This window comes from [Brevibacterium] flavum (genome assembly GCF_019317305.1).
Lineage (GTDB): Bacteria > Actinomycetota > Actinomycetes > Mycobacteriales > Mycobacteriaceae > Corynebacterium > Corynebacterium glutamicum.
The window spans coordinates 147,985-165,181 of record NZ_CP079240.1; the positions used below are offsets into that span (position 1 = coordinate 147,985).

The window sequence follows — 17,197 nt, forward strand, 5'->3', positions numbered from 1 at the left end:
TGGAGGGGGTCTTGTCGGCTGTAACGTTGTCCAGATCGCTAGTGGTGTACATTGCACGGAACCGGTGCAGGTCAAACAGGCCCTTCCGGTTTTGGGGTACATCACAGAACCTGGGCTAGCGGTGTAGACCCGAAAATAAACGAGCCTTTTGTCAGGGTTAAGGTTTAGGTATCTAAGCTAACCAAACACCAACAAAAGGCTCTACCCATGAAGTCTACCGGCAACATCATCGCTGACACCATCTGCCGCACTGCGGAACTAGGACTCACCATCACCGGCGCTTCCGATGCAGGTGATTACACCCTGATCGAAGCAGACGCACTCGACTACACCTCCACCTGCCCAGAATGCTCCCAACCTGGGGTGTTTCGTCATCACACCCACCGGATGCTCATTGATTTACCCATCGTCGGGTTTCCCACCAAACTGTTTATCCGTCTACCTCGCTACCGCTGCACCAACCCCACATGTAAGCAAAAGTATTTCCAAGCAGAACTAAGCTGCGCTGACCACGGTAAAGGTCACCCACCGGGTCACCCGCTGGATTTTACAACGCCTTGCTATTGACCGGATGAGTGTTCACGCAACCGCGAAAGCACTTGGGCTAGGGTGGGATTTAACCTGCCAACTAGCCCTCGATATGTGCCGTGAGCTGGTCTATAACGATCCTCACCATCTTGATGGAGTGTATGTCATTGGGGTGGATGAGCATAAGTGGTCACATAATAGGGCTAAGCATGGTGATGGGTTTGTCACCGTGATTGTCGATATGACCGGGCATCGGTATGACTCACGGTGTCCTGCCCGGTTATTAGATGTCGTCCCAGGTCGTAGTGCTGATGCTTTACGGTCCTGGCTTGGCTCCCGCGGTGAACAGTTCCGCAATCAGATACGGATCGTGTCCATGGATGGATTCCAAGGCTACGCCACAGCAAGTAAAGAACTCATTCCTTCTGCTCGTCGCGTGATGGATCCATTCCATGTTGTGCGACTTGCTGGTGACAAGCTCACCGCCTGCCGGCAACGCCTCCAGCGGGAGAAATACCAGCGTCGTGGTTTAAGCCAGGATCCGTTGTATAAAAACCGGAAGACCTTGTTGACCACGCACAAGTGGTTGAGTCCTCGTCAGCAAGAAAGCTTGGAGCAGTTGTGGGCGTATGACAAAGACTACGGGGTGTTAAAGCTTGCGTGGCTTGCGTATCAGGCGATTATTGATTGTTATCAGATGGGTAATAAGCGTGAAGCGAAGAAGAAAATGCGGACCATTATTGATCAGCTTCGGGTGTTGAAGGGGCCGAATAAGGAACTCGCGCAGTTGGGTCGTAGTTTGTTTAAACGACTTGGTGATGTGTTGGCGTATTTCGATGTTGGTGTCTCCAACGGTCCGGTCGAAGCGATCAACGGACGGTTGGAGCATTTGCGTGGGATTGCTCTAGGTTTCCGTAATTTGAACCACTACATTCTGCGGTGCCTTATCCATTCAGGGCAGTTGGTCCATAAGATCAATGCACTCTAAAACAGGAAGAGCCGTCAAACAGTCCCGACTGTTCGATATCCTTCTTGCTCAGTTTCGCACTAGGAGCACGACTAGGCCACCGACTGGTTAGAGCAAAGCTGCATGAGTGTGAACCTACCGAAGGTTTGGCTCGAATCTGTGGACTGATTTCAGTTAGAACGGGGTATGCGTGGATGCCTGGTTGAACATCGGACGGAAGGATTGAAAATCGATATGCCTAGCCACCTTCACAAGGTGTCAGAGCTCATGGAGGGAAGAGCAGCGAGAAAGATGCTGGAGAGCGATAGATGGACATAACGGGTTACTAATTGCGAGCTGCTTCCCTGGATGCCAAACTGTGCGGTTAGGCGCCCATGCAACATACAGGCGAAAGGTATATTAGTAGGGACTATGAGTAGCGCTGATCAATACCAAAATAAACCGCCGATCGACGCACCAATTACGTCATCGGTTGATGATAATCTAGGTCGTTCACCAGTGGCACACGACTTCGCTGCATCGATCCGAGAGCTTGACACAAGCCAAGGACTCGTGGTGGGCATTTTGGGTCCTTGGGGCCACGGCAAGAGTTCGTTTATCAATCTGATGCGCGAACAGTTTGAGACCAATCCGACTCTTACTGTCGTCGACTTCAACCCTTGGATGTTCTCTGGTTCGAACCAGTTAGTTAACTTTTTCTTCACTGAAATTGGCGCTGAACTCAATGTTCGCAATGAGAGTCGTTTTGGGAAAGCAGCGGACTGGTTTGCTCAATACGCCGGCATCCTAAAACCTGTGTCTCAATTCATTCCTATTCCGGGGGGCGGCAGCCGTAGGAGAGATGGCTGCGGTTGCGCTCACGGGGATGGCGGAAACGACCAATGCAGATCGCAGCGCAAAGAAGATACGAGAAGAAATCACCAAGGAACTCACCGCACTCACACAACCGATCGTGGTCGTCATCGATGATATCGACCGGCTCACCACGATCGAAATTCGCGAGATCTTCAAACTCGTCCGCCTTACGGCTAGCTTCCCGAATATCATCTACGTGCTTGCTTTCGACCGGGAACGCGTCGAGCAAGCCCTCACCGAAGACGGAATCCCTGGACGGGCGTATCTCGAGAAGATCGTCCAACTGAGTTTCGACGTTCCGCAGTCCCCCGGAAAGCTGCTTCGATCCCGGGTCTTCGAGGAATTGAATCTCATCGTTGCTCCCGTCGTAAACGCCACGCTAGATGAGGGCCGATGGAGTGACGTTTACTGGGAATTGATCGATCCGCTGTTCTCGAACATGCGTGATGTCACGCGTTATGCAACCTCTGCTAGATCAACGATCAAGAGCCTTGGCAATGAAGTCGATCTTGTCGATCTCCTCGTAATGGAGGCGCTTCGCATTTTTCGTCCTGAACTTACGCAGCAGCTGTCAAAGCTTCGACGCGAGTTGACGAGCACACGTGATATCACAGGGCGAAAGGACGAGCAGGCTCAGAAAAGCATTTCTGCATTGCTCGCGAAGTTCCCTGATGATGACGACCTGATCCGATCACTCTTCAACCGCGTGTTCCCGGTTGCGCTGCAATATATTGCGAACAATCATTACGGGAACGACTGGCTTATTACGTGGCGAACTGCCCACAGGATGGCACACATCGATTTTCTGGACCTCTACTTCGATCGAGTAGCACCTGACGAACTCGTTGCGTTTCGAAGCTCTGAGCGTGCCTTTGAATTAATGGAAGAAGGCATGGCGCTCAAAGAGTATCTGACCAACTTGGAACCAGAACAACTTGAGACCATTCTTGAAGGGCTCACCTCGTATGAGTCAAAGTTCACAATCGAGATGATTGTACCGGGATCGATCACGCTGTTAAACCTCATCGACGCGATCCCAGAGAAGAAGCCGCGAGGTTTCTTTGACTTTGGACGCCCCGACGTCACGGTTAACCGCGTCGTCCTTCGGCTTCTCCGACGCATAGAGGACGAGGCAGAGCGTGAAGTGCTTATTGCGGAGATTCTTGATCACATCGAAACTTACTCCTCGCAACTGAACTTGATCCACATGGTCGGATACCAAGAGGGAGCTGGTCACAAGCTTGTGACCGAAGAGTTCGACGAGAAGATTCATACTGATTTTATCGAACGCGTGAAGAAGGTTTCGCCCACAGAACCTGCACGTGAATGGAATGCCTGGCGCATCTATGACGCTATTCAATCTCAGACCGGTAAGACACCCCTGGCGCCGAGTGACGATCCAGTCCTGCTGCGAGCGGTTCTTCGATCCGTCAAGTCCGTTGCAAGGTCGCAGTCGATGGACTCTCGGCAGGTCAAAGTTGAAGGCCGTCTTGCTTGGGAGCCTTTGGTCAAAGTATTCGGATCTGAAGATGCAGTAAAAAATGTCGTAAGCAAAGTGCGCGAGACGCTCGGAGATGACGAAACTCTCCAGCTCGCAGACAAGTATCTATCGGGGTGGAGACCGGAGAGCTTCCCAACATAGCTTTCACAAACTAACAAGTGCAGACTATCATCGACCACTGCTAGTACTTTGTTAGGTGGGTGCAGACCCGCAACACAGACAATGCTCCCCAGAGCTGGATAGCCATCGATTGGAGTTCTACGAGGATGGCATAAAAACTTACACCTCCGTCGAGGCTTTGGGGCAGCCAACCGTTGTTGAGTGACAATCAGATAGGCCACCAAACCTTGCCTAAGCGCACTAATTGCTCGAACGTGGCTTCCTTTGTGAGGGCTCCGAGTACTCTTTGCACGGTGAACTCGCAATGTGCTTATGGGATAGATCACTCTGTGTTGCTTAGAACAGCTTAGCGACGATGAAGAGTTAACTTCGTTGCCCGTCAGGGGCGGGAACAGTAATAACCTGCACGCCGAGATCTCGGATCTCGGCGAGGATTTCCCGTGGCGCATCGGTGGTAGTGACCAGCTGGTGTAAGACCGCGACGTCTGCGAAACGGAAAGTGGAAACGTGGTTGAGTTTACGGGCGGCTACCACAAGGATTCGTCGGTTAGCAGCATGGATGGCCGCGCGTTTGTTTTCTGCGTCGTCGTAGGTTGTGGTAGCCAACCCGTGCTCTAGTGATGTGGAACAGGATCCGAGGATCACGACATCGGCGGAGAAATCTCGTAACGCGGTGATCACAGCCGGGCCAGATAAGGCGAGGGAGTCGTTTTCCACGGGGCCGCCGGGGATGAAAACGTTGGTGCCAGCTCGGCTTCCCAGGGCGACCGCCGAATGTAGAGACAGACACAATGCCGTGATGGGACGCCCCGCCAACTCTTGGGCCACTGCCTGGCAGGTGGTGCCGTTGTCGAAAATTACTGCTTCATCATCAGCGATTAGTTGGGCGGTGGCCTGGGCCAAAATGCGTTTGGCCTCTCGGTCTTCAGCCTGGCGCACGGCAAACGGTTGGGGAGTACCGCGTTTGGGCACACGTTTCGCTCCACCGTGGGTGCGGGCGAGAAAACCTGCTTGCTCTAGCTCGACGAGATCCCGGCGAATGGTCACCGCGGAAACCCCAGTTAGTTCAGTAAGAGCATCAATGCGTGTGATCCCGGGGCGGTCGATCGTTCGCATGATCACTTTGTGTCGTTGTTCGCGCTCCATGTGATCAGAATTCGCTAATTCCTAAAGAATGTCAACCCTGACCTAACCGAATGAACACTGGTTAAAATGCCTTTTCGTGCAAATTCTGGGGTCGCGGGACAAGTGGGAATACCCCGCCGTATAGGGGTTTAAATGATCATTTTTAGTGATCGAATAATCATTTACACTGTGGCCCATGAACAACCAAGAAGGCATTCAGAAGTCGATGGTGACCAGCACAGTTACCAGTGGGAAAGTGGTTCCTACCAGTCAGTCAGATAAGCGGTGGGCACTTAAGTGGGAATGGTTTCAACGCACCGGCCTGAAGATAACCGGGCAGTTTTTGGAGAGATAAAAACGCCACTTTGGTGTCGATAACACTGAACTTCCGAACATAAAAGATGCGTTAGTGCTCTCTGCACAATGTTGCTTTCGGAACTACTCTGGCGACCATGCGAATTGAAATCACAAGCGTATTTGTTGATGACCAGGCCAAAGCGCTCGATTTCTACACCACGAAGCTCGGATTTGAGCTCAAACACGATGTAACTGCTGGTGACTACCGCTGGTTGACTGTTGTTGATCCAGAAAACCCAGATGGTGTGCAGCTTTTGTTGGAACCAAACCAGCACCCAGATGCCGCGACTTACCAAGCTGGAATTAAACGAGACGGTATTCCCGCTACACAGTTTTATGTTGATGATGTGCAGGAAGAATATGACAGCCTCAAGGATAAAGGCGTGGATTTCATCATGGAACCAACCGATGTGGGCCCTTCAGTGATTGCCATTCTCGATGACACCGTAGGAAACCTAATTCAGATTGTTCAATTGAAGCAGAACTAACCCCGTGGAATGACAAAATCTGTCAACCGAGCAGAGTTTCTCTCAAGTTTTGACCAAGGGGTGTTAAATTCCAACACTGCAATGGCGCTGGTGGGGAATTTTTCATCCATTTGATTCCATCCTGGATGGCTGTCACGGATACCAAAGTGGTTGGCTAGTTCTTCAACACCTGGCCAGTGCCCAATGAGAAGCGCGGTTCCCACTTCTTCCGGCAAGCCAGTGATCAAGTGTTCAAATTCAGACACTTGGTTTTCATAGATGTCATTGTGGAAGCTAGAGCCTTTGGCGGTTGCGCCACCAAGCTGGACGCGTTCCCACGTTAATTGTGTGCGGGTGGCATCTGAACACAGCACATGATCGATTTCGCCGATGTTGCCAGCTAGCCATTGGCCAGCTGCCACGCCATCGCGAAGCCCACGTTCATTAAGTGGGCGTTTATGGTCGAGTACTCCGGTGGACCAGGAAGATTTGGCGTGTCTAAGGATGACGAGGCGATGTGTGGGAGACATGCCTCAACCCTAGCGCGCAACGGATTTAGACAGTTACCTGCGTAAGAAGTGCATCGATGGTTGCTTCCGCGCCACGGTCATGAAGGGAGGACAGTGTCTCGGAGTATGCCTTGGTGAATGGTTCAGCATCGACCAAGTCCCCGAAGATTCCACGGTCGCGGATGAATGACAAAATATCGGTGCGATTTCCTGATGCGTTTTCTTGGACGCGCTCACTCAAACGGTCAACAATCTTTATTGGGTTGCCCTGCTCGTCGGTGCCTTCTGCGTAGCGCGCCCAGGATGCGACGATGGCTGCAGAAAGTGTGACGTCGCGGCCTGCTGCGAGGTTTTCGCGTACGACTGGCAACAGCCACTTTGGAATGCGGTCGGAGGATTCCGCACACAGGCGCGGTACGGTGTCTTTGACTGCGGCGTTGCCGAATCGCGCGATGAGTTGGCGTCGATAAGCATCTAGATCGACACCTGGAAGTTCCTTGAGGGTAGGGGTGGCTTCGCGCTCCATGTAGGCCAGGAGGAAATCCTGGAAGCGGGTATCCGCCATGACGTCGTGGACCATGTGGTGGCCAGCCAAGTGGCCGAAGTAGCAAAGTCCCTGGTGGGAGGCGTTGAGCAGGCGCAGCTTCATTAATTCATAAGGCTCCACGTCGGAGACGACCTGCACGCCAACCTCCTCGTACGCGGGGCGGCCCTGGGTGAAGGCATCCTCGAGGACCCATTGGGTGAAATCTTCAGAAACCACTGGCCACGCATCGATGTAGCCGATTTCCTTGATGTCATCGCGGTCGCCGTCGGTGGTTTCAGGGGTGATGCGGTCCACCATGGAGTTGGGGAAGGCCACGTTGTTTTCCACCCATTCGCCGAGCTCGGAAGACACGGAATGCGCGAAGGCGAGGAAGAAACGCTTAGCCAGATCGCCGTTGCCTTGGATGTTATCGCAGCTCATGATGGTAAATGGCGTAGATCCTGATTCTTTTCGGGAAATCAATGCGGCAGTGATCAACCCAAAGAAGGTCTGCAAAGTGGAAGTATCGCCAGTTTGCAGGGCTTCACGGTCAGCAACGATTCGAGGGTTGGTGTGGTCGAAATCTTCTGTCGCCGGATCGATGTTGTATCCGCCTTCAGTCACCGTGAGGGAAACAATGCGGATGGAGTCCTGCGCGAGGGTTTCAACGGCCCGTGCTGGGTCCTCGGGAGCGAACACGTAGTCAATGATGGATCCGATGATTTTTTGATCAAGAGTTCCATCAGGAGCTTTAGTGGTCAGGGTATAAAGGTGATCTTGGCTGGCCAGGGCATCGCGCATGCGCACATCGGAAGGCATGACACCCATGCCGATGATGCCCCAATCCAAGGCCTTGCCCTCATTCATCAATTCATTGAGGTACATCGCTTGGTGAGCGCGATGGAATCCGCCAACACCGAAGTGGACAATGCCCGGGGTGACGTCAGCGCGGTTGAACGCTGGGATCTGCACTCCGGAAGTCGAAGCGATTTCCTGCAGGTTTTCAGTGTTGAGCTGGAGTGGGGTGTTCATGGTGGAAAAGATCCTTTCAAGGATGGGTTTAGCTCGAAAAACAGTTAGGCGTTTGCGTTTACATCTGCAAGGTCTTCGATGTGGGCGTCTTCAGCAAGTGCTGGCACTCCGTCGAATCCTGGTTGGGTGCCGCGAAGTTGAAGAGTCATCCAACCGGAGAGCAGGTAGAGGGCGATCATGACCAGGATCAATCCGGTTGGACCAATCAGTGGGTGGAAGACTGCAACCAGGAGCGGTCCCACAGCTACAGCGCCACCAACGCCGAGGTTGTATGTGGCCATCGCTGCGCCAGGGTGCTTGGGATCAAGGGAGACAGCGATTGCGGAAAGTGGCACGAAGCCCGCGAGGGACACACCAAAGAGTGCGCCGGCTGCGATGGTGATTCCGAAAACGACACCGTTGGACATGCCAGCCTGAACGCCGAACATCGGAATGAAGTAAACCAACGCGAGGGTAACTGCGCCACCGATTGATCCGCTCCAGAACACAGTTCGTGCCCAACCGTGGCGGTCGCCGAAGCTACCGAAGAAGGGGTTAAACGGCAGATTGACTGCGTAAATCACGGTGGTGAGGATGAGGAACCAGCTTAGCTGCCACTTCAGATCGTCAGTGAAAAATGATGGGAAGAACACAGCCATCGCGTAGGTCGGAATGGAGTTGATGGTGCGGATGTAGGTGACAAAACGTGCACGTCGATCATTGCGCAGAAGTTTGAAACCTTGGCCAAGTGTTTGCTTTACATCATCAGGGTTGGCAACCAGCGGGTGGCGTCCGCGGCGTTCCTTCACTCCCAGCAGTGCGATGAGCGATCCGATGACCACCAGCACGAGGGAAACCCACAACGTTTCATAGAAGGTCAAGTTCACGTACTGCATGGAAATGGTGGCAACCAGCGCGCCCAAGGTGGGTAGACCTGCAGAGAAGGCAACGTAGAACCAGCCCACGCCAGTACCCAATTGCTTAGGTGAAGCAGTTGCGGTGATCCACACCAAGAATCCATAGGCGAAGAATGGATAACCAAAGCCGCGGAGACCATAAGCAAGGAAGATTAACCAAGTGTGGTCGGTGGTCAGCGCCACGGTGAGGAAGATCAGCTCAAAGACGATCCAGATTGAAGCACCGAGGATCATCACTTTTCGTGGACCCCACAGGTCCGAAAGTGCCGCCGCGAAGAACGCTGCGATCGCCACGGCAACGCCGTAAACAGTCACCAGGGTTCCTGCGAGGGAAACACTGAAACCATGTTCGGAACTGAGGAAAGGTTCCAAAATGTTGGTTTCGACACCGTCACCGATCATGAAAATGGTGAGGCCGATAAATCCGAAAATCAAGGGTCGGGGAATGCCGAGACGTTCGAGCAACCCGCTTTGCTGTACTGACATGTGTTCACCTTTGTTTTAAATGTTGAGTCCAGCGCTAAAGCATCAGAAGCCAAAAGCCAGAAGCTAAAAATACTGAGAAACCGTCACGTTAAATCCGTGTTAGATTCAACAAAATCTGGCTTAGCTTCAGCGCTGAACTCACAATTCCGATTAGTTCGTGGTGCGAATCACGTGAAACTAACAACAATCTAACGCCATCATGTTATAAAAAAGCAAGACCTAACATAAAAATGTTAGAAAGTGCTGGATCTAACAACATTTCCGTGGTAACTTTTTCACATGTCCCAAGTGATTCCCGCCAGCTCACAAGAAAAGCGTCGTGAGCGCATCGTTTCTTATGTCACCCGTCATGGATTCGCTCGTGTTGAAGCATTAGCTGAGCTTTTTGAGGTCAGCGCAATGACCATTCACCGTGATTTGGAGGCGCTGGCTGCGGACAATTTGGTGGAGCGCATTAGAGGTGGAGCGCGTTCAGTGTCGCCGTCGATGAGTGAGTTGGCGGTGGAGCAGCGTCGGCATTTGCATCGCACTGTTAAAGAGGCGTTGTGTACTGCAGCAGCACGGTTGATTCCGGAGGGCGCTGTGGTGGCGATTGATGATTCCACCACGTTGGAGTCTTTGGTGGAGAAGTTGCCGCAGCGGTCACCATCGGCGTTGATTACGCATTCTTTGAAGACAATGGCGGATCATCGTGTGCGCGCCGGGATGAGCGATATCCGTTTGATTGCGTGTGCGGGATTGTATTTCGCGGAGACTGATTCTTTCTTGGGCAAGGCAACGTCAGCGCAGTTGAATGAGTTGTCGGCGGATATTTCTTTTGTCTCTACGACTGCGGTGCGCGCTACGGGGGAAGTTCCGGCGCTGTTTCATCCTGATATGGAGGCTGCTGATACAAAGCGGGCATTGATTGGGATTGGCAGCGTGCGTGTGTTGGTGGTGGATTCTAGTAAATTTGGTTCGGCTGGTGTGTTCAAGGTTGCTTCGATTGAGGAGTTTGACCACATCATCATTGATCAGCAGTGCACCCGTGAGCAGCGGGATCTTTTGCGTAATTTGCGCGCGCAGATCCACGTGATTGACCACAATGGTGATGAAATTTTGAATACCCCAACGGAAGAGGATTTTTAAGATGGCTCTGGTTCTTGGAATCGATAGTTCCACCCAATCCTGCAAGGCTTTGCTTGTCGACGCCGCCAGCGGCCGCATTATCGACGAAGGCCGCGCGAGTCACCCGAGCGGGTCGGAGGTAGATCCACGTGCGTGGATCGCTGCGCTGGATCAAGCTACCGAGGGGTTGCTAGAACGTGCGGATGCTGTGTCTATTGCAGGCCAGCAGCACGGCATGGTGGCGTTGGATGAAAACGATGAAATCGTTCGCCCGGCGTTGTTGTGGAATGACACTCGTTCTGCCCAGGCTGCGTTGGATCTCAATGAGGAGATCGGCGGCGATCAGGCTGCGGTAGATGCCACGGGAAGTGTGTATGTTGCTTCTTTAACTGCCACCAAGATGCGGTGGATGCGTGATCATGAGCCAGAAAATGCAGCGCGTACAGCGTCGGTGATGTTGCCTCATGATTTCCTCACCTGGCATTTGATGGGACGTGGCCGCAAAGTCACTGATCATGGTGATGCTTCCGGAACGGGCTACTACAGCACTCGTGATCGTGCGTGGCGCACCGATCTAGCTGCCTTGGCGCTGGGCCATGAGGTGGAACTTCCTGAACTCCTGGCTCCGAATGAGATTGCGGGAACAACTCCAGGTGGTGTGAAAGTTGCTGCAGGCACGGGCGATAATGCTGCGGCTGCGCTTGGCCTTGATTTGCATCCAGGCGATGTCAGCGTGTCGATCGGCACCTCAGGCGTTGCCGGCATGACTGTTCAAAACAGCGTCCACGATCCGTCTGGTCTGGTCACTGGTTTTGCCGATGCCACGGGTGCGTATTTCCCGCTGGCCTGCACGCTCAATGGCGCACCGGTGCTGGAATTCGGCCGCCGCATTCTGGGCGTGGAATGGGAAGAGTTCGATGCGCTTGCGCTAGCTGCTCAACCCGGTTCAGGTGGAGTAACGTTCCAGCCTTATTTGGAGGGCGAGCGTACGCCGAATCGTCCCGCAGCACGTGGCGTTTTGGCTGGACTAAACAGTGCAACTACCCGCGAGGATTTTGCCCGCGCAACTGTTGAAGGCTTGTTGTTGGCGTTAGATGATGCTGTAACGGCTCTGGTTGAGGCCACGGGGGTGCCCGTTCAGCGCATTCAACTCATCGGTGGCGGCGCGCGTTCACGGGCAGTTCGTGAGATCGCTCCTGAGATTTTCGGCCATGAGATTGTGGTTCCAGAACCCGCTGAATATGTGGCGTTGGGTGCAGCTCGTCAGGCGGCATGGGCGCTGTCGGGTGAGGCCACGCCACCGCAGTGGCCAACCCTTGGTTCAGATCCGCACCGCGCGCCCAAAAACACTGAGCTGAGCACGCGTTATGCGAAGCTGCGTGATGCAACGCAGGGTTGGTACTAGAGCTCGATATTGTCGATCAACCGCACCGGTCCTACGAAAATCGCCGCGACTACCAACGCTGGTTGGGTAAGCGGTCCATCGATTTCTAATGGTTCGAGGGTCGCTGGATCGACAATCTCCAGATGATCCAAGCGCACGCCGTCGGCGCAGGCCAAGGTGTCGCGCGCACCTTGGATATCTAGTGCTTCACCAGCTGCTTTTCGACGCTGCAACCCACTCAACACCTGCGGCAGCACCAGAGCTTGCGCTCGCTGATCCGCAGAAAGACGTTGGTTTCTACTAGATTCGGCCAACCCATCAGCGCCACGAATAATCGGAACGGGGCGGATCTCTACGGGAATGTCCAGATCAGCAACCAAACGTCGAATCACCGCAACTTGTTGAGCATCCTTTTGTCCAAAATATGCACGATCAGGGCGCACCAAATTGAACAGCTTCGCCACCACGGTAGCCACACCATCGAAATGGCCAGGCCTGCTGGCACCTTCCAACTTTGTTCCAATGGAACCGGTGCGCACCCACACTAGTGGCAAGCCACCGGGGTACATTTCTTCCACATCGGGTGCGAACACAATATCCACACCTGCCTCTTCAAGCAGTGCTAAATCGGCGTCGAGTTGGCGGGGATAGTTGCGGTAATCATCGCAATCACCGAGTGCTTCAAACTGCAGGGGATTGACAAAAATACTGGCTACAACAGTGTCGTTTTCAGCGCGTGCTGCTTTAACCAACGAGGCGTGTCCGCTGTGTAGCGCACCCATGGTGGGGACAAGCCCGACGGATTCGTGGTGGAGGAGGGCGTCGATAAGCGCCTTCTTTGTGGTTGCTACCTGCATTAAAAGGACTCCGCTTCGCCTGGGAAGGTACCCGCGTGGATATCAGCGATGTAGGCCTGCGCGGCGTCGTGCAAGGAATCGCCCAAGGTGGCGTACTCGCGGACGAAGCGTGGCTTCTTGCCGCGGTTGAGGCCGAAGGCATCCTGCCACACCAAAACCTGCCCATCTGTGCCATTTCCGGCACCGATTCCGATAGTGGTGATGGACAAATCCTCCGTAACTTCACGCGCGGCCTCTGCCGGAACCATCTCTAGCACAACCGCAAACGCACCCGCCTGCTCCACCGCGCGGGCATCGGCGATGAGCTTTCCAGAACTCGCGCCACGCCCCTGAACCACGTGGCCACCCAAGGAATGCTCGGACTGCGGGGTGTAACCAATGTGGCCGACAACCGGAATTCCAGCATCAACAATACGACGGATCGTCTGCGCGATCTCCACGCCACCCTCGATCTTCACCGCAGCCGCACCCGTTTCACGCATGATTCGGATCGCGGACTCCACCGCCTGATTTGGGCTCACCTCATAGGTACCAAATGGCAGATCAACCACCACAAGCGCACGCTTCGTAGCGATCGTCACCGCCTTGGCCAGCACAATCATCTCATCCAAGGTGATCGACAAGGTGGTGTCGCGGCCCAACACAACGTTGGCGGCGGAATCACCAACAAGGAGCATATCGACGCCAGCCTCATCAAAAATGCGCGCCGAAAGCGCATCGTAGCTGGTGAGAACCGAAACTTTCTGGCCGTTTACTTTAGCCTCACGGAAATGACGGGTGCGGATTTTCTTTGCATCAATGCCTGACATGGGCATGAGTATAGATGTGATGACCAGCTCAGAATAAATAAATTCCGATTTGATTCACTATTCAGGGGTGTTGCTCGATTAAGTTCGCCAATTCTTATTGGTGTAACGCCAAGTTCGAGAGGTGGGCAAACTATTGAAAAATACAGTCGGAGGTCTCGCGCCCGGTTTCGCTCATCCAGATTGGTCGAGTGCGGCTAGGAAAGACGGAAGGAAAATCATCTTCGGCGTCTAGCTCGATCTTTGCGGCGATTTGTACTACTGGGTGCTCCTTATCGCCCTTCTCTTCGTATTCCTCATTTTCTGGTACTTCAACGATGGTCGTGAAAATGAATATAGAGTAGTTTTCTTTTCCCTCTTCCGATAGTTTTTCTCCGAACCCGACAATCTCATCAAGAAGGAGGCTGAATATCGGCTCTGTCTGGCCCGCGTTATGGGCCTGTTCTGATGCTAAAAGAACGTTGTGGGATTCTCGAACGCGATCTACTGCTTCTTGATATTTTTGTTTTGCTGCTGGCAGAGAATCATACGCAGAAACAAATTTGGTTATATAGCACCATAGGTGACTATTTGTGTTTAATCTGTTGTTAAGCATGAAACTCGATAGTACATCGGAGTCTGGTTGGTCTTGCTTGAGCTGATGCCAGTGAGGTAGTCAATGAGGATTGTGGAGTAGCAGCTTCGTCGATGAATTCGATTGATGCACCGTGGGCTCGTGAGGGATCTGAAGCTGGGGTAAAGGGTTTAATTAAGGTCTATTTTAAAGAGGTGGTCTTAAAATGGAGAAACTATTTTTAGCCTTGCAGCCTGAGTTTGGTCATCCAACCTCACTCTGGGCAGACAACGTGCCCTTTCCTCGGAGAAAGATTCGAGTAGTAACGTTTCCCGATGAACTAGGCCTGTCGAGTGAATTAAGCGAAAAGGTACTGCAGTGGACTCGATATTGGGCCAAGAATTTCATCAATCGCGAAGATTTACCCAACGGCCGACCAATGTGGAAAAACGGATCAGACGTTGAAGCCTGGGTAGCGCAAGGTAATGATATTGAGCTTTCACTGATTTCAGAATTGCCTGATTACCAGTTGCATTCACGGTGGAGTTCTTATGCGAAAAATCCTCGTTTTGTAGATTCTGATTAGGTCAGGAATGTGGATTGGGAGTTGAGGTAGCATCCGCAGGATTAGTTTGCCTCAGTTCTACGTCAAGTTCATCTTTTTGAATCCGTCGCAACTACTGCCAGCAACGCCTAGAAATACAACAACCCCAAACACAATGCTTGGGGTTGTGAGGTAAGGGGCATCGACCTACATCGATGCTCGTGATGCTAATGCCAAGAAACCTGGTATCCAAGCCACATTATCTGGTAATGCTCTTTTAATTTGCAGTAGCGTCAGTGGTCTCATTTTAACGGACATTGCAACGCACTCATATCCGTCAAGTCAGAAGACCTGTTGATGTTGTTGTGAGAATCAGAGCTTCCGGTAGATATCTTTGCGGTGACCGAGATGCAGAACCAGGATCACTAGCTCGTGATCTTTAATGTCGTAGATTATTCGGTAGGAGCCCACCCTTAAGCGGTATTCCCCTTCACCGCCTTGAAGTTTTTTCACTCCGTCGGGGCGTGGTTGGTGGGCCAGTGCATCGATAGCAGTGATGATCGCCTGTTGGTGCTGGCGATCGATTTTGCGGAGAGATTTCGCCGCCGAGGGTTTATAGGTAATCGAATAGCGCGGATCAGGCATAGGTGATAGGTCAGCTTAGTCCGAGTTCAGCCTTCAGGTCTTCGTGGGAGACCTCGCCAGCTTCTTTGCGGGCTTCTGCTGCAGCGCGGATATCTTCAATATCCTCCAGCGCCTGGACCGCACGGTCATAGAAGTCAGGGGAGACAACTACCGCACGTCGACGAGTCCCACGGCTGAGGATTGCAACGGGTTCGCGTTGGGCGGCGTCGAGGAAGCGGCTTTGTTCGTTTCGGAACTCGCTGGGAGTTGCGGTGATGCTCATATCCCTTACCGTACATCTTGTACAAGATGTACATCAAGAGGTTTAGTTAAACGGCTCCTCCTGAAATAATCGGCGACCGTCAAATCGGCCTGATCGCATAAAAACTCATCAGTACCTTGTACCTCGATGCCGTATTGCTCCATTACGGATTGAGGAAAATCCCGTGCCTGCCAGTCTGATCAGGATGTCGCGCTGCGTATAGGGGTACAGCACGTTGGCGTCATGGATAACGGTAAAGCCACTTATTCGTAAAGCCCCATCTCCTCAGAAAGCGCTGTGAGATCGTCTGTGGCCGTGCGGGTATCAATATTTCGTTGGTGTTTATAGGCCTGCACATCAGCAGTATAGATACGCCGATGGGTGCCACCTTATGTCCAGGCAAGATACCTTCATTCATCAATTTGATTACATGCGGACGAGAAACATTAAGTAAGTTAGCTGCTTGCTGGGTGGTTAACTCCGCCCGCATAGGGATTACGCCTACAGATCTGCCGGCTACTGAATTAACCAGGATTTCCCGGAGTGCTGTGGCAACCTCTCGGGGCACCCGGATGACATCATCAGACTGCTCCACCACGACATTGACGTCCTTGTCAGTAGATGTATCGCTCAGGACGCGGTTGATTTTCCGCAAAGCCTCGCGGGCCGTAGCCGCAGTGTGGGCGAGTTCATTGTCTTGTGGGTGTGACATACTTCTGCATTACTGAATAAACGAAATAAGTGAAACACTGTCTGCGTGAGCGTCGTCGATAAAAATATTCTTGATCTTTAAAAATTCAGTTTTCTACAGATTGGCTATCGGTGTATTCTTCCGGAATCTCTCGGGAAAGAGAATATTCTCCGTTAGCTGTTTGTAAGGTGGGTGTTTGTCCGCCCTAATCCTTAGTTTGATGCGTATTCGGTAATAACTGTTAGCCCTATTGAGGCACTAGATTTATCGGCGATGCTCTATCTCCTTCCGTAGCTAACACGGTCAACCATAGGTAACGGAACCGAAAATAATGCCTCGATTTTAGTTTTAAAATAGCTCCAAAGCGTCCAATGGGAAGACGTCCGCAATGGCTAATCCTTCGGATACCCACGGCGACCACTGACGGTCGGATCATTGGGAATCCAAAACCTTAAGAGAGCTTCGGTATTTTTGCTGATACCAATGCGGGGACCTCGCACAATTTCGGGTGTTTCAACACGGTCAGAAATGACAAATGAAGGACCAAAAACTGCAGCATGGTTGTCGCCGATTTCTAAACCGAGAGCTTGCCCAAAATTTCCGGGACCTTGCGCAAGACGTGCGTGAGGAATTCCTTCCCCTCGTCGGTTCTGCGCGATTGAATCCCCTGAAACTACTTCACCTGCACGAAGAAGTACTCCTTGACCTGTTCCTTCTGGCCCGCACACAATATTTCCCGCTCGGTGAATCCCGTAGGAGATATAGACGTACATGTGACCACCGGGGCCAAACATCGCGGCATTTCTTGGGGTTTTACCTCGGAATGTATGTGCAGCTTCATCAGTCGAATCTAAATATGCCTCCACTTCGGTAATACGAATACCAACGCCTCCATGTGTGAGTGTGCATCCCAGAAGTTGTGGGGCAACAATGTCGGCGGGTTGAAGGAAGTCGATGGGCATGGCGCCGATTCTAGGTCGAATTGATCTAAAGTCCCACC

At 52.5% G+C, this 17,197-nt stretch carries 18 protein-coding genes and 1 pseudogene; 8 read left to right on the plus strand and 11 right to left on the minus strand.

The window, feature by feature from the left end:
• Positions 1-207 precede the first annotated feature (207 nt).
• The 3 genes and pseudogenes from KW808_RS00675 (at position 208) to KW808_RS00685 (ending at position 3,992) form a co-directional block, all read left to right on the plus strand.
• Positions 208-1,516, plus strand: a pseudogene (locus tag KW808_RS00675) (ISL3-like element IS31831 family transposase).
• A gap of 390 nt (positions 1,517-1,906) precedes the next feature.
• Positions 1,907-2,464 carry a KAP family P-loop NTPase fold protein gene (locus KW808_RS00680; RefSeq protein WP_462574233.1) on the plus strand — a complete coding sequence of 186 codons (558 nt, stop codon included), beginning with the start codon at positions 1,907-1,909 and terminating at the stop codon, positions 2,462-2,464.
• Complete coding sequence (locus KW808_RS00685; RefSeq protein WP_462574235.1) at positions 2,361-3,992, plus strand: KAP family P-loop NTPase fold protein; 1,632 nt, start codon at positions 2,361-2,363, stop codon at positions 3,990-3,992. Before KW808_RS00680 ends, KW808_RS00685 begins: the two co-directional genes overlap by 104 nt.
• A gap of 342 nt (positions 3,993-4,334) precedes the next feature.
• On the opposite strand, the gene KW808_RS00690 is transcribed toward KW808_RS00685, so the two are convergent.
• Positions 4,335-5,117, minus strand: coding sequence for a DeoR/GlpR family DNA-binding transcription regulator (locus KW808_RS00690; RefSeq protein WP_003863689.1), 783 nt, complete (start codon positions 5,115-5,117; stop codon positions 4,335-4,337).
• A gap of 175 nt (positions 5,118-5,292) precedes the next feature.
• On the opposite strand from KW808_RS00690, the gene KW808_RS00695 reads away from it, so the two are divergent.
• On the plus strand, positions 5,293-5,451 hold the full coding sequence (locus KW808_RS00695) for a hypothetical protein (RefSeq protein ID WP_170844383.1): 159 nt from the start codon (positions 5,293-5,295) through the stop codon (positions 5,449-5,451).
• Positions 5,452-5,548: 97 nt separating this feature from the next.
• The gene (locus KW808_RS00700) at positions 5,549-5,941 is read left to right on the plus strand and encodes a VOC family protein (protein WP_003863690.1); all 393 of its coding nucleotides are present in this window, start codon (positions 5,549-5,551) and stop codon (positions 5,939-5,941) included.
• Here the strand turns inward: KW808_RS00700 and KW808_RS00705 are convergent.
• The 3 genes from KW808_RS00705 to KW808_RS00715 are packed head-to-tail and all read right to left on the minus strand — an operon-like array spanning position 5,938 to position 9,369.
• Positions 5,938-6,450, minus strand: coding sequence for a SixA phosphatase family protein (locus tag KW808_RS00705; RefSeq protein WP_003863691.1), 513 nt, complete (start codon positions 6,448-6,450; stop codon positions 5,938-5,940). The two genes, KW808_RS00700 and KW808_RS00705, sit on opposite strands and share 4 nt — an antisense overlap.
• 25 nt (positions 6,451-6,475) lie before the next feature.
• The gene (locus tag KW808_RS00710; protein WP_003863692.1) at positions 6,476-7,987 is read right to left on the minus strand and encodes a mannitol dehydrogenase family protein; all 1,512 of its coding nucleotides are present in this window, start codon (positions 7,985-7,987) and stop codon (positions 6,476-6,478) included.
• 44 nt (positions 7,988-8,031) lie between these two features.
• Entirely contained in the window at positions 8,032-9,369 is a 1,338-nt protein-coding gene (locus KW808_RS00715) for an RbtT/DalT/CsbX family MFS transporter (protein ID WP_003863693.1), read from the minus strand.
• Positions 9,370-9,648: 279 nt separating this feature from the next.
• Here KW808_RS00715 and KW808_RS00720 point away from each other — a divergent pair, with 279 nt between their 5' ends.
• Both KW808_RS00720 and xylB read left to right on the plus strand, forming a co-directional pair.
• Entirely contained in the window at positions 9,649-10,497 is an 849-nt protein-coding gene (locus KW808_RS00720) for a DeoR/GlpR family DNA-binding transcription regulator (protein WP_003863694.1), read from the plus strand.
• A gap of 1 nt (position 10,498) precedes the next feature.
• Positions 10,499-11,881, plus strand: a complete 1,383-nt coding sequence (xylB, locus tag KW808_RS00725) for a xylulokinase (protein WP_003863695.1) — start codon at positions 10,499-10,501, stop codon at positions 11,879-11,881.
• On the opposite strand, the gene panC is transcribed toward xylB, so the two are convergent.
• From panC to KW808_RS00740, 3 genes are all read right to left on the minus strand, one after another.
• Positions 11,878-12,717, minus strand: coding sequence for a pantoate--beta-alanine ligase (gene panC / locus KW808_RS00730; protein ID WP_003863696.1), 840 nt, complete (start codon positions 12,715-12,717; stop codon positions 11,878-11,880). The genes xylB and panC overlap by 4 nt on opposite strands.
• On the minus strand, positions 12,717-13,526 hold the full coding sequence (panB, locus tag KW808_RS00735; protein ID WP_034983889.1) for a 3-methyl-2-oxobutanoate hydroxymethyltransferase: 810 nt from the start codon (positions 13,524-13,526) through the stop codon (positions 12,717-12,719). The genes panC and panB overlap by 1 nt, the downstream gene beginning before the upstream one ends.
• A gap of 130 nt (positions 13,527-13,656) precedes the next feature.
• Positions 13,657-14,118, minus strand: a complete 462-nt coding sequence (locus KW808_RS00740) for a hypothetical protein (RefSeq protein ID WP_003863698.1) — start codon at positions 14,116-14,118, stop codon at positions 13,657-13,659.
• Between the two features lie 184 nt (positions 14,119-14,302).
• On the opposite strand from KW808_RS00740, the gene KW808_RS00745 reads away from it, so the two are divergent.
• A complete protein-coding gene (locus KW808_RS00745) occupies positions 14,303-14,662 on the plus strand; it encodes a hypothetical protein (RefSeq protein WP_003863699.1) in 360 nt (119 codons plus the stop codon).
• Positions 14,663-14,992: 330 nt separating this feature from the next.
• Here KW808_RS00745 and KW808_RS00750 read toward each other — a convergent pair whose 3' ends face one another.
• From KW808_RS00750 to KW808_RS00765, 4 genes are all read right to left on the minus strand, one after another.
• A complete protein-coding gene (locus KW808_RS00750; protein ID WP_003863700.1) occupies positions 14,993-15,265 on the minus strand; it encodes a type II toxin-antitoxin system RelE family toxin in 273 nt (90 codons plus the stop codon).
• Between the two features lie 10 nt (positions 15,266-15,275).
• Positions 15,276-15,527, minus strand: coding sequence for a type II toxin-antitoxin system prevent-host-death family antitoxin (locus KW808_RS00755; protein WP_003863701.1), 252 nt, complete (start codon positions 15,525-15,527; stop codon positions 15,276-15,278).
• Between the two features lie 220 nt (positions 15,528-15,747).
• Complete coding sequence (locus KW808_RS00760) at positions 15,748-16,218, minus strand: helix-turn-helix domain-containing protein (protein WP_003863702.1); 471 nt, start codon at positions 16,216-16,218, stop codon at positions 15,748-15,750.
• A 371-nt stretch (positions 16,219-16,589) separates the two neighbouring features.
• Complete coding sequence (locus KW808_RS00765) at positions 16,590-17,159, minus strand: DNA-3-methyladenine glycosylase (RefSeq protein ID WP_003863703.1); 570 nt, start codon at positions 17,157-17,159, stop codon at positions 16,590-16,592.
• Positions 17,160-17,197 lie beyond the last annotated feature (38 nt).

Excerpts from the sequence above, each read along its gene's own strand:
- KW808_RS00765 (WP_003863703.1), bottom strand. The coding sequence starts at position 17,159 with ATGCCCATCGACTTCCTTCAACCCGCCGACATTGTTGCCCCACAACTT.
- panB (WP_034983889.1), bottom strand. The coding sequence starts at position 13,526 with ATGTCAGGCATTGATGCAAAGAAAATCCGCACCCGTCATTTCCGTGAG.
- KW808_RS00755 (WP_003863701.1), bottom strand. The coding sequence starts at position 15,527 with ATGAGCATCACCGCAACTCCCAGCGAGTTCCGAAACGAACAAAGCCGC.
- KW808_RS00685 (WP_462574235.1), top strand. The coding sequence starts at position 2,361 with ATGGCGGAAACGACCAATGCAGATCGCAGCGCAAAGAAGATACGAGAA.
- panC (WP_003863696.1), bottom strand. The coding sequence starts at position 12,717 with ATGCAGGTAGCAACCACAAAGAAGGCGCTTATCGACGCCCTCCTCCAC.
- KW808_RS00680 (WP_462574233.1), top strand. The coding sequence starts at position 1,907 with ATGAGTAGCGCTGATCAATACCAAAATAAACCGCCGATCGACGCACCA.
- KW808_RS00705 (WP_003863691.1), bottom strand. The coding sequence starts at position 6,450 with ATGTCTCCCACACATCGCCTCGTCATCCTTAGACACGCCAAATCTTCC.
- KW808_RS00720 (WP_003863694.1), top strand. The coding sequence starts at position 9,649 with ATGTCCCAAGTGATTCCCGCCAGCTCACAAGAAAAGCGTCGTGAGCGC.
- KW808_RS00695 (WP_170844383.1), top strand. The coding sequence starts at position 5,293 with ATGAACAACCAAGAAGGCATTCAGAAGTCGATGGTGACCAGCACAGTT.
- KW808_RS00740 (WP_003863698.1), bottom strand. The coding sequence starts at position 14,118 with ATGCTTAACAACAGATTAAACACAAATAGTCACCTATGGTGCTATATA.
- KW808_RS00710 (WP_003863692.1), bottom strand. The coding sequence starts at position 7,987 with ATGAACACCCCACTCCAGCTCAACACTGAAAACCTGCAGGAAATCGCT.
- KW808_RS00715 (WP_003863693.1), bottom strand. The coding sequence starts at position 9,369 with ATGTCAGTACAGCAAAGCGGGTTGCTCGAACGTCTCGGCATTCCCCGA.
- xylB (WP_003863695.1), top strand. The coding sequence starts at position 10,499 with ATGGCTCTGGTTCTTGGAATCGATAGTTCCACCCAATCCTGCAAGGCT.
- KW808_RS00745 (WP_003863699.1), top strand. The coding sequence starts at position 14,303 with ATGGAGAAACTATTTTTAGCCTTGCAGCCTGAGTTTGGTCATCCAACC.
- KW808_RS00700 (WP_003863690.1), top strand. The coding sequence starts at position 5,549 with ATGCGAATTGAAATCACAAGCGTATTTGTTGATGACCAGGCCAAAGCG.
- KW808_RS00760 (WP_003863702.1), bottom strand. The coding sequence starts at position 16,218 with ATGTCACACCCACAAGACAATGAACTCGCCCACACTGCGGCTACGGCC.
- KW808_RS00690 (WP_003863689.1), bottom strand. The coding sequence starts at position 5,117 with ATGGAGCGCGAACAACGACACAAAGTGATCATGCGAACGATCGACCGC.
- KW808_RS00750 (WP_003863700.1), bottom strand. The coding sequence starts at position 15,265 with ATGCCTGATCCGCGCTATTCGATTACCTATAAACCCTCGGCGGCGAAA.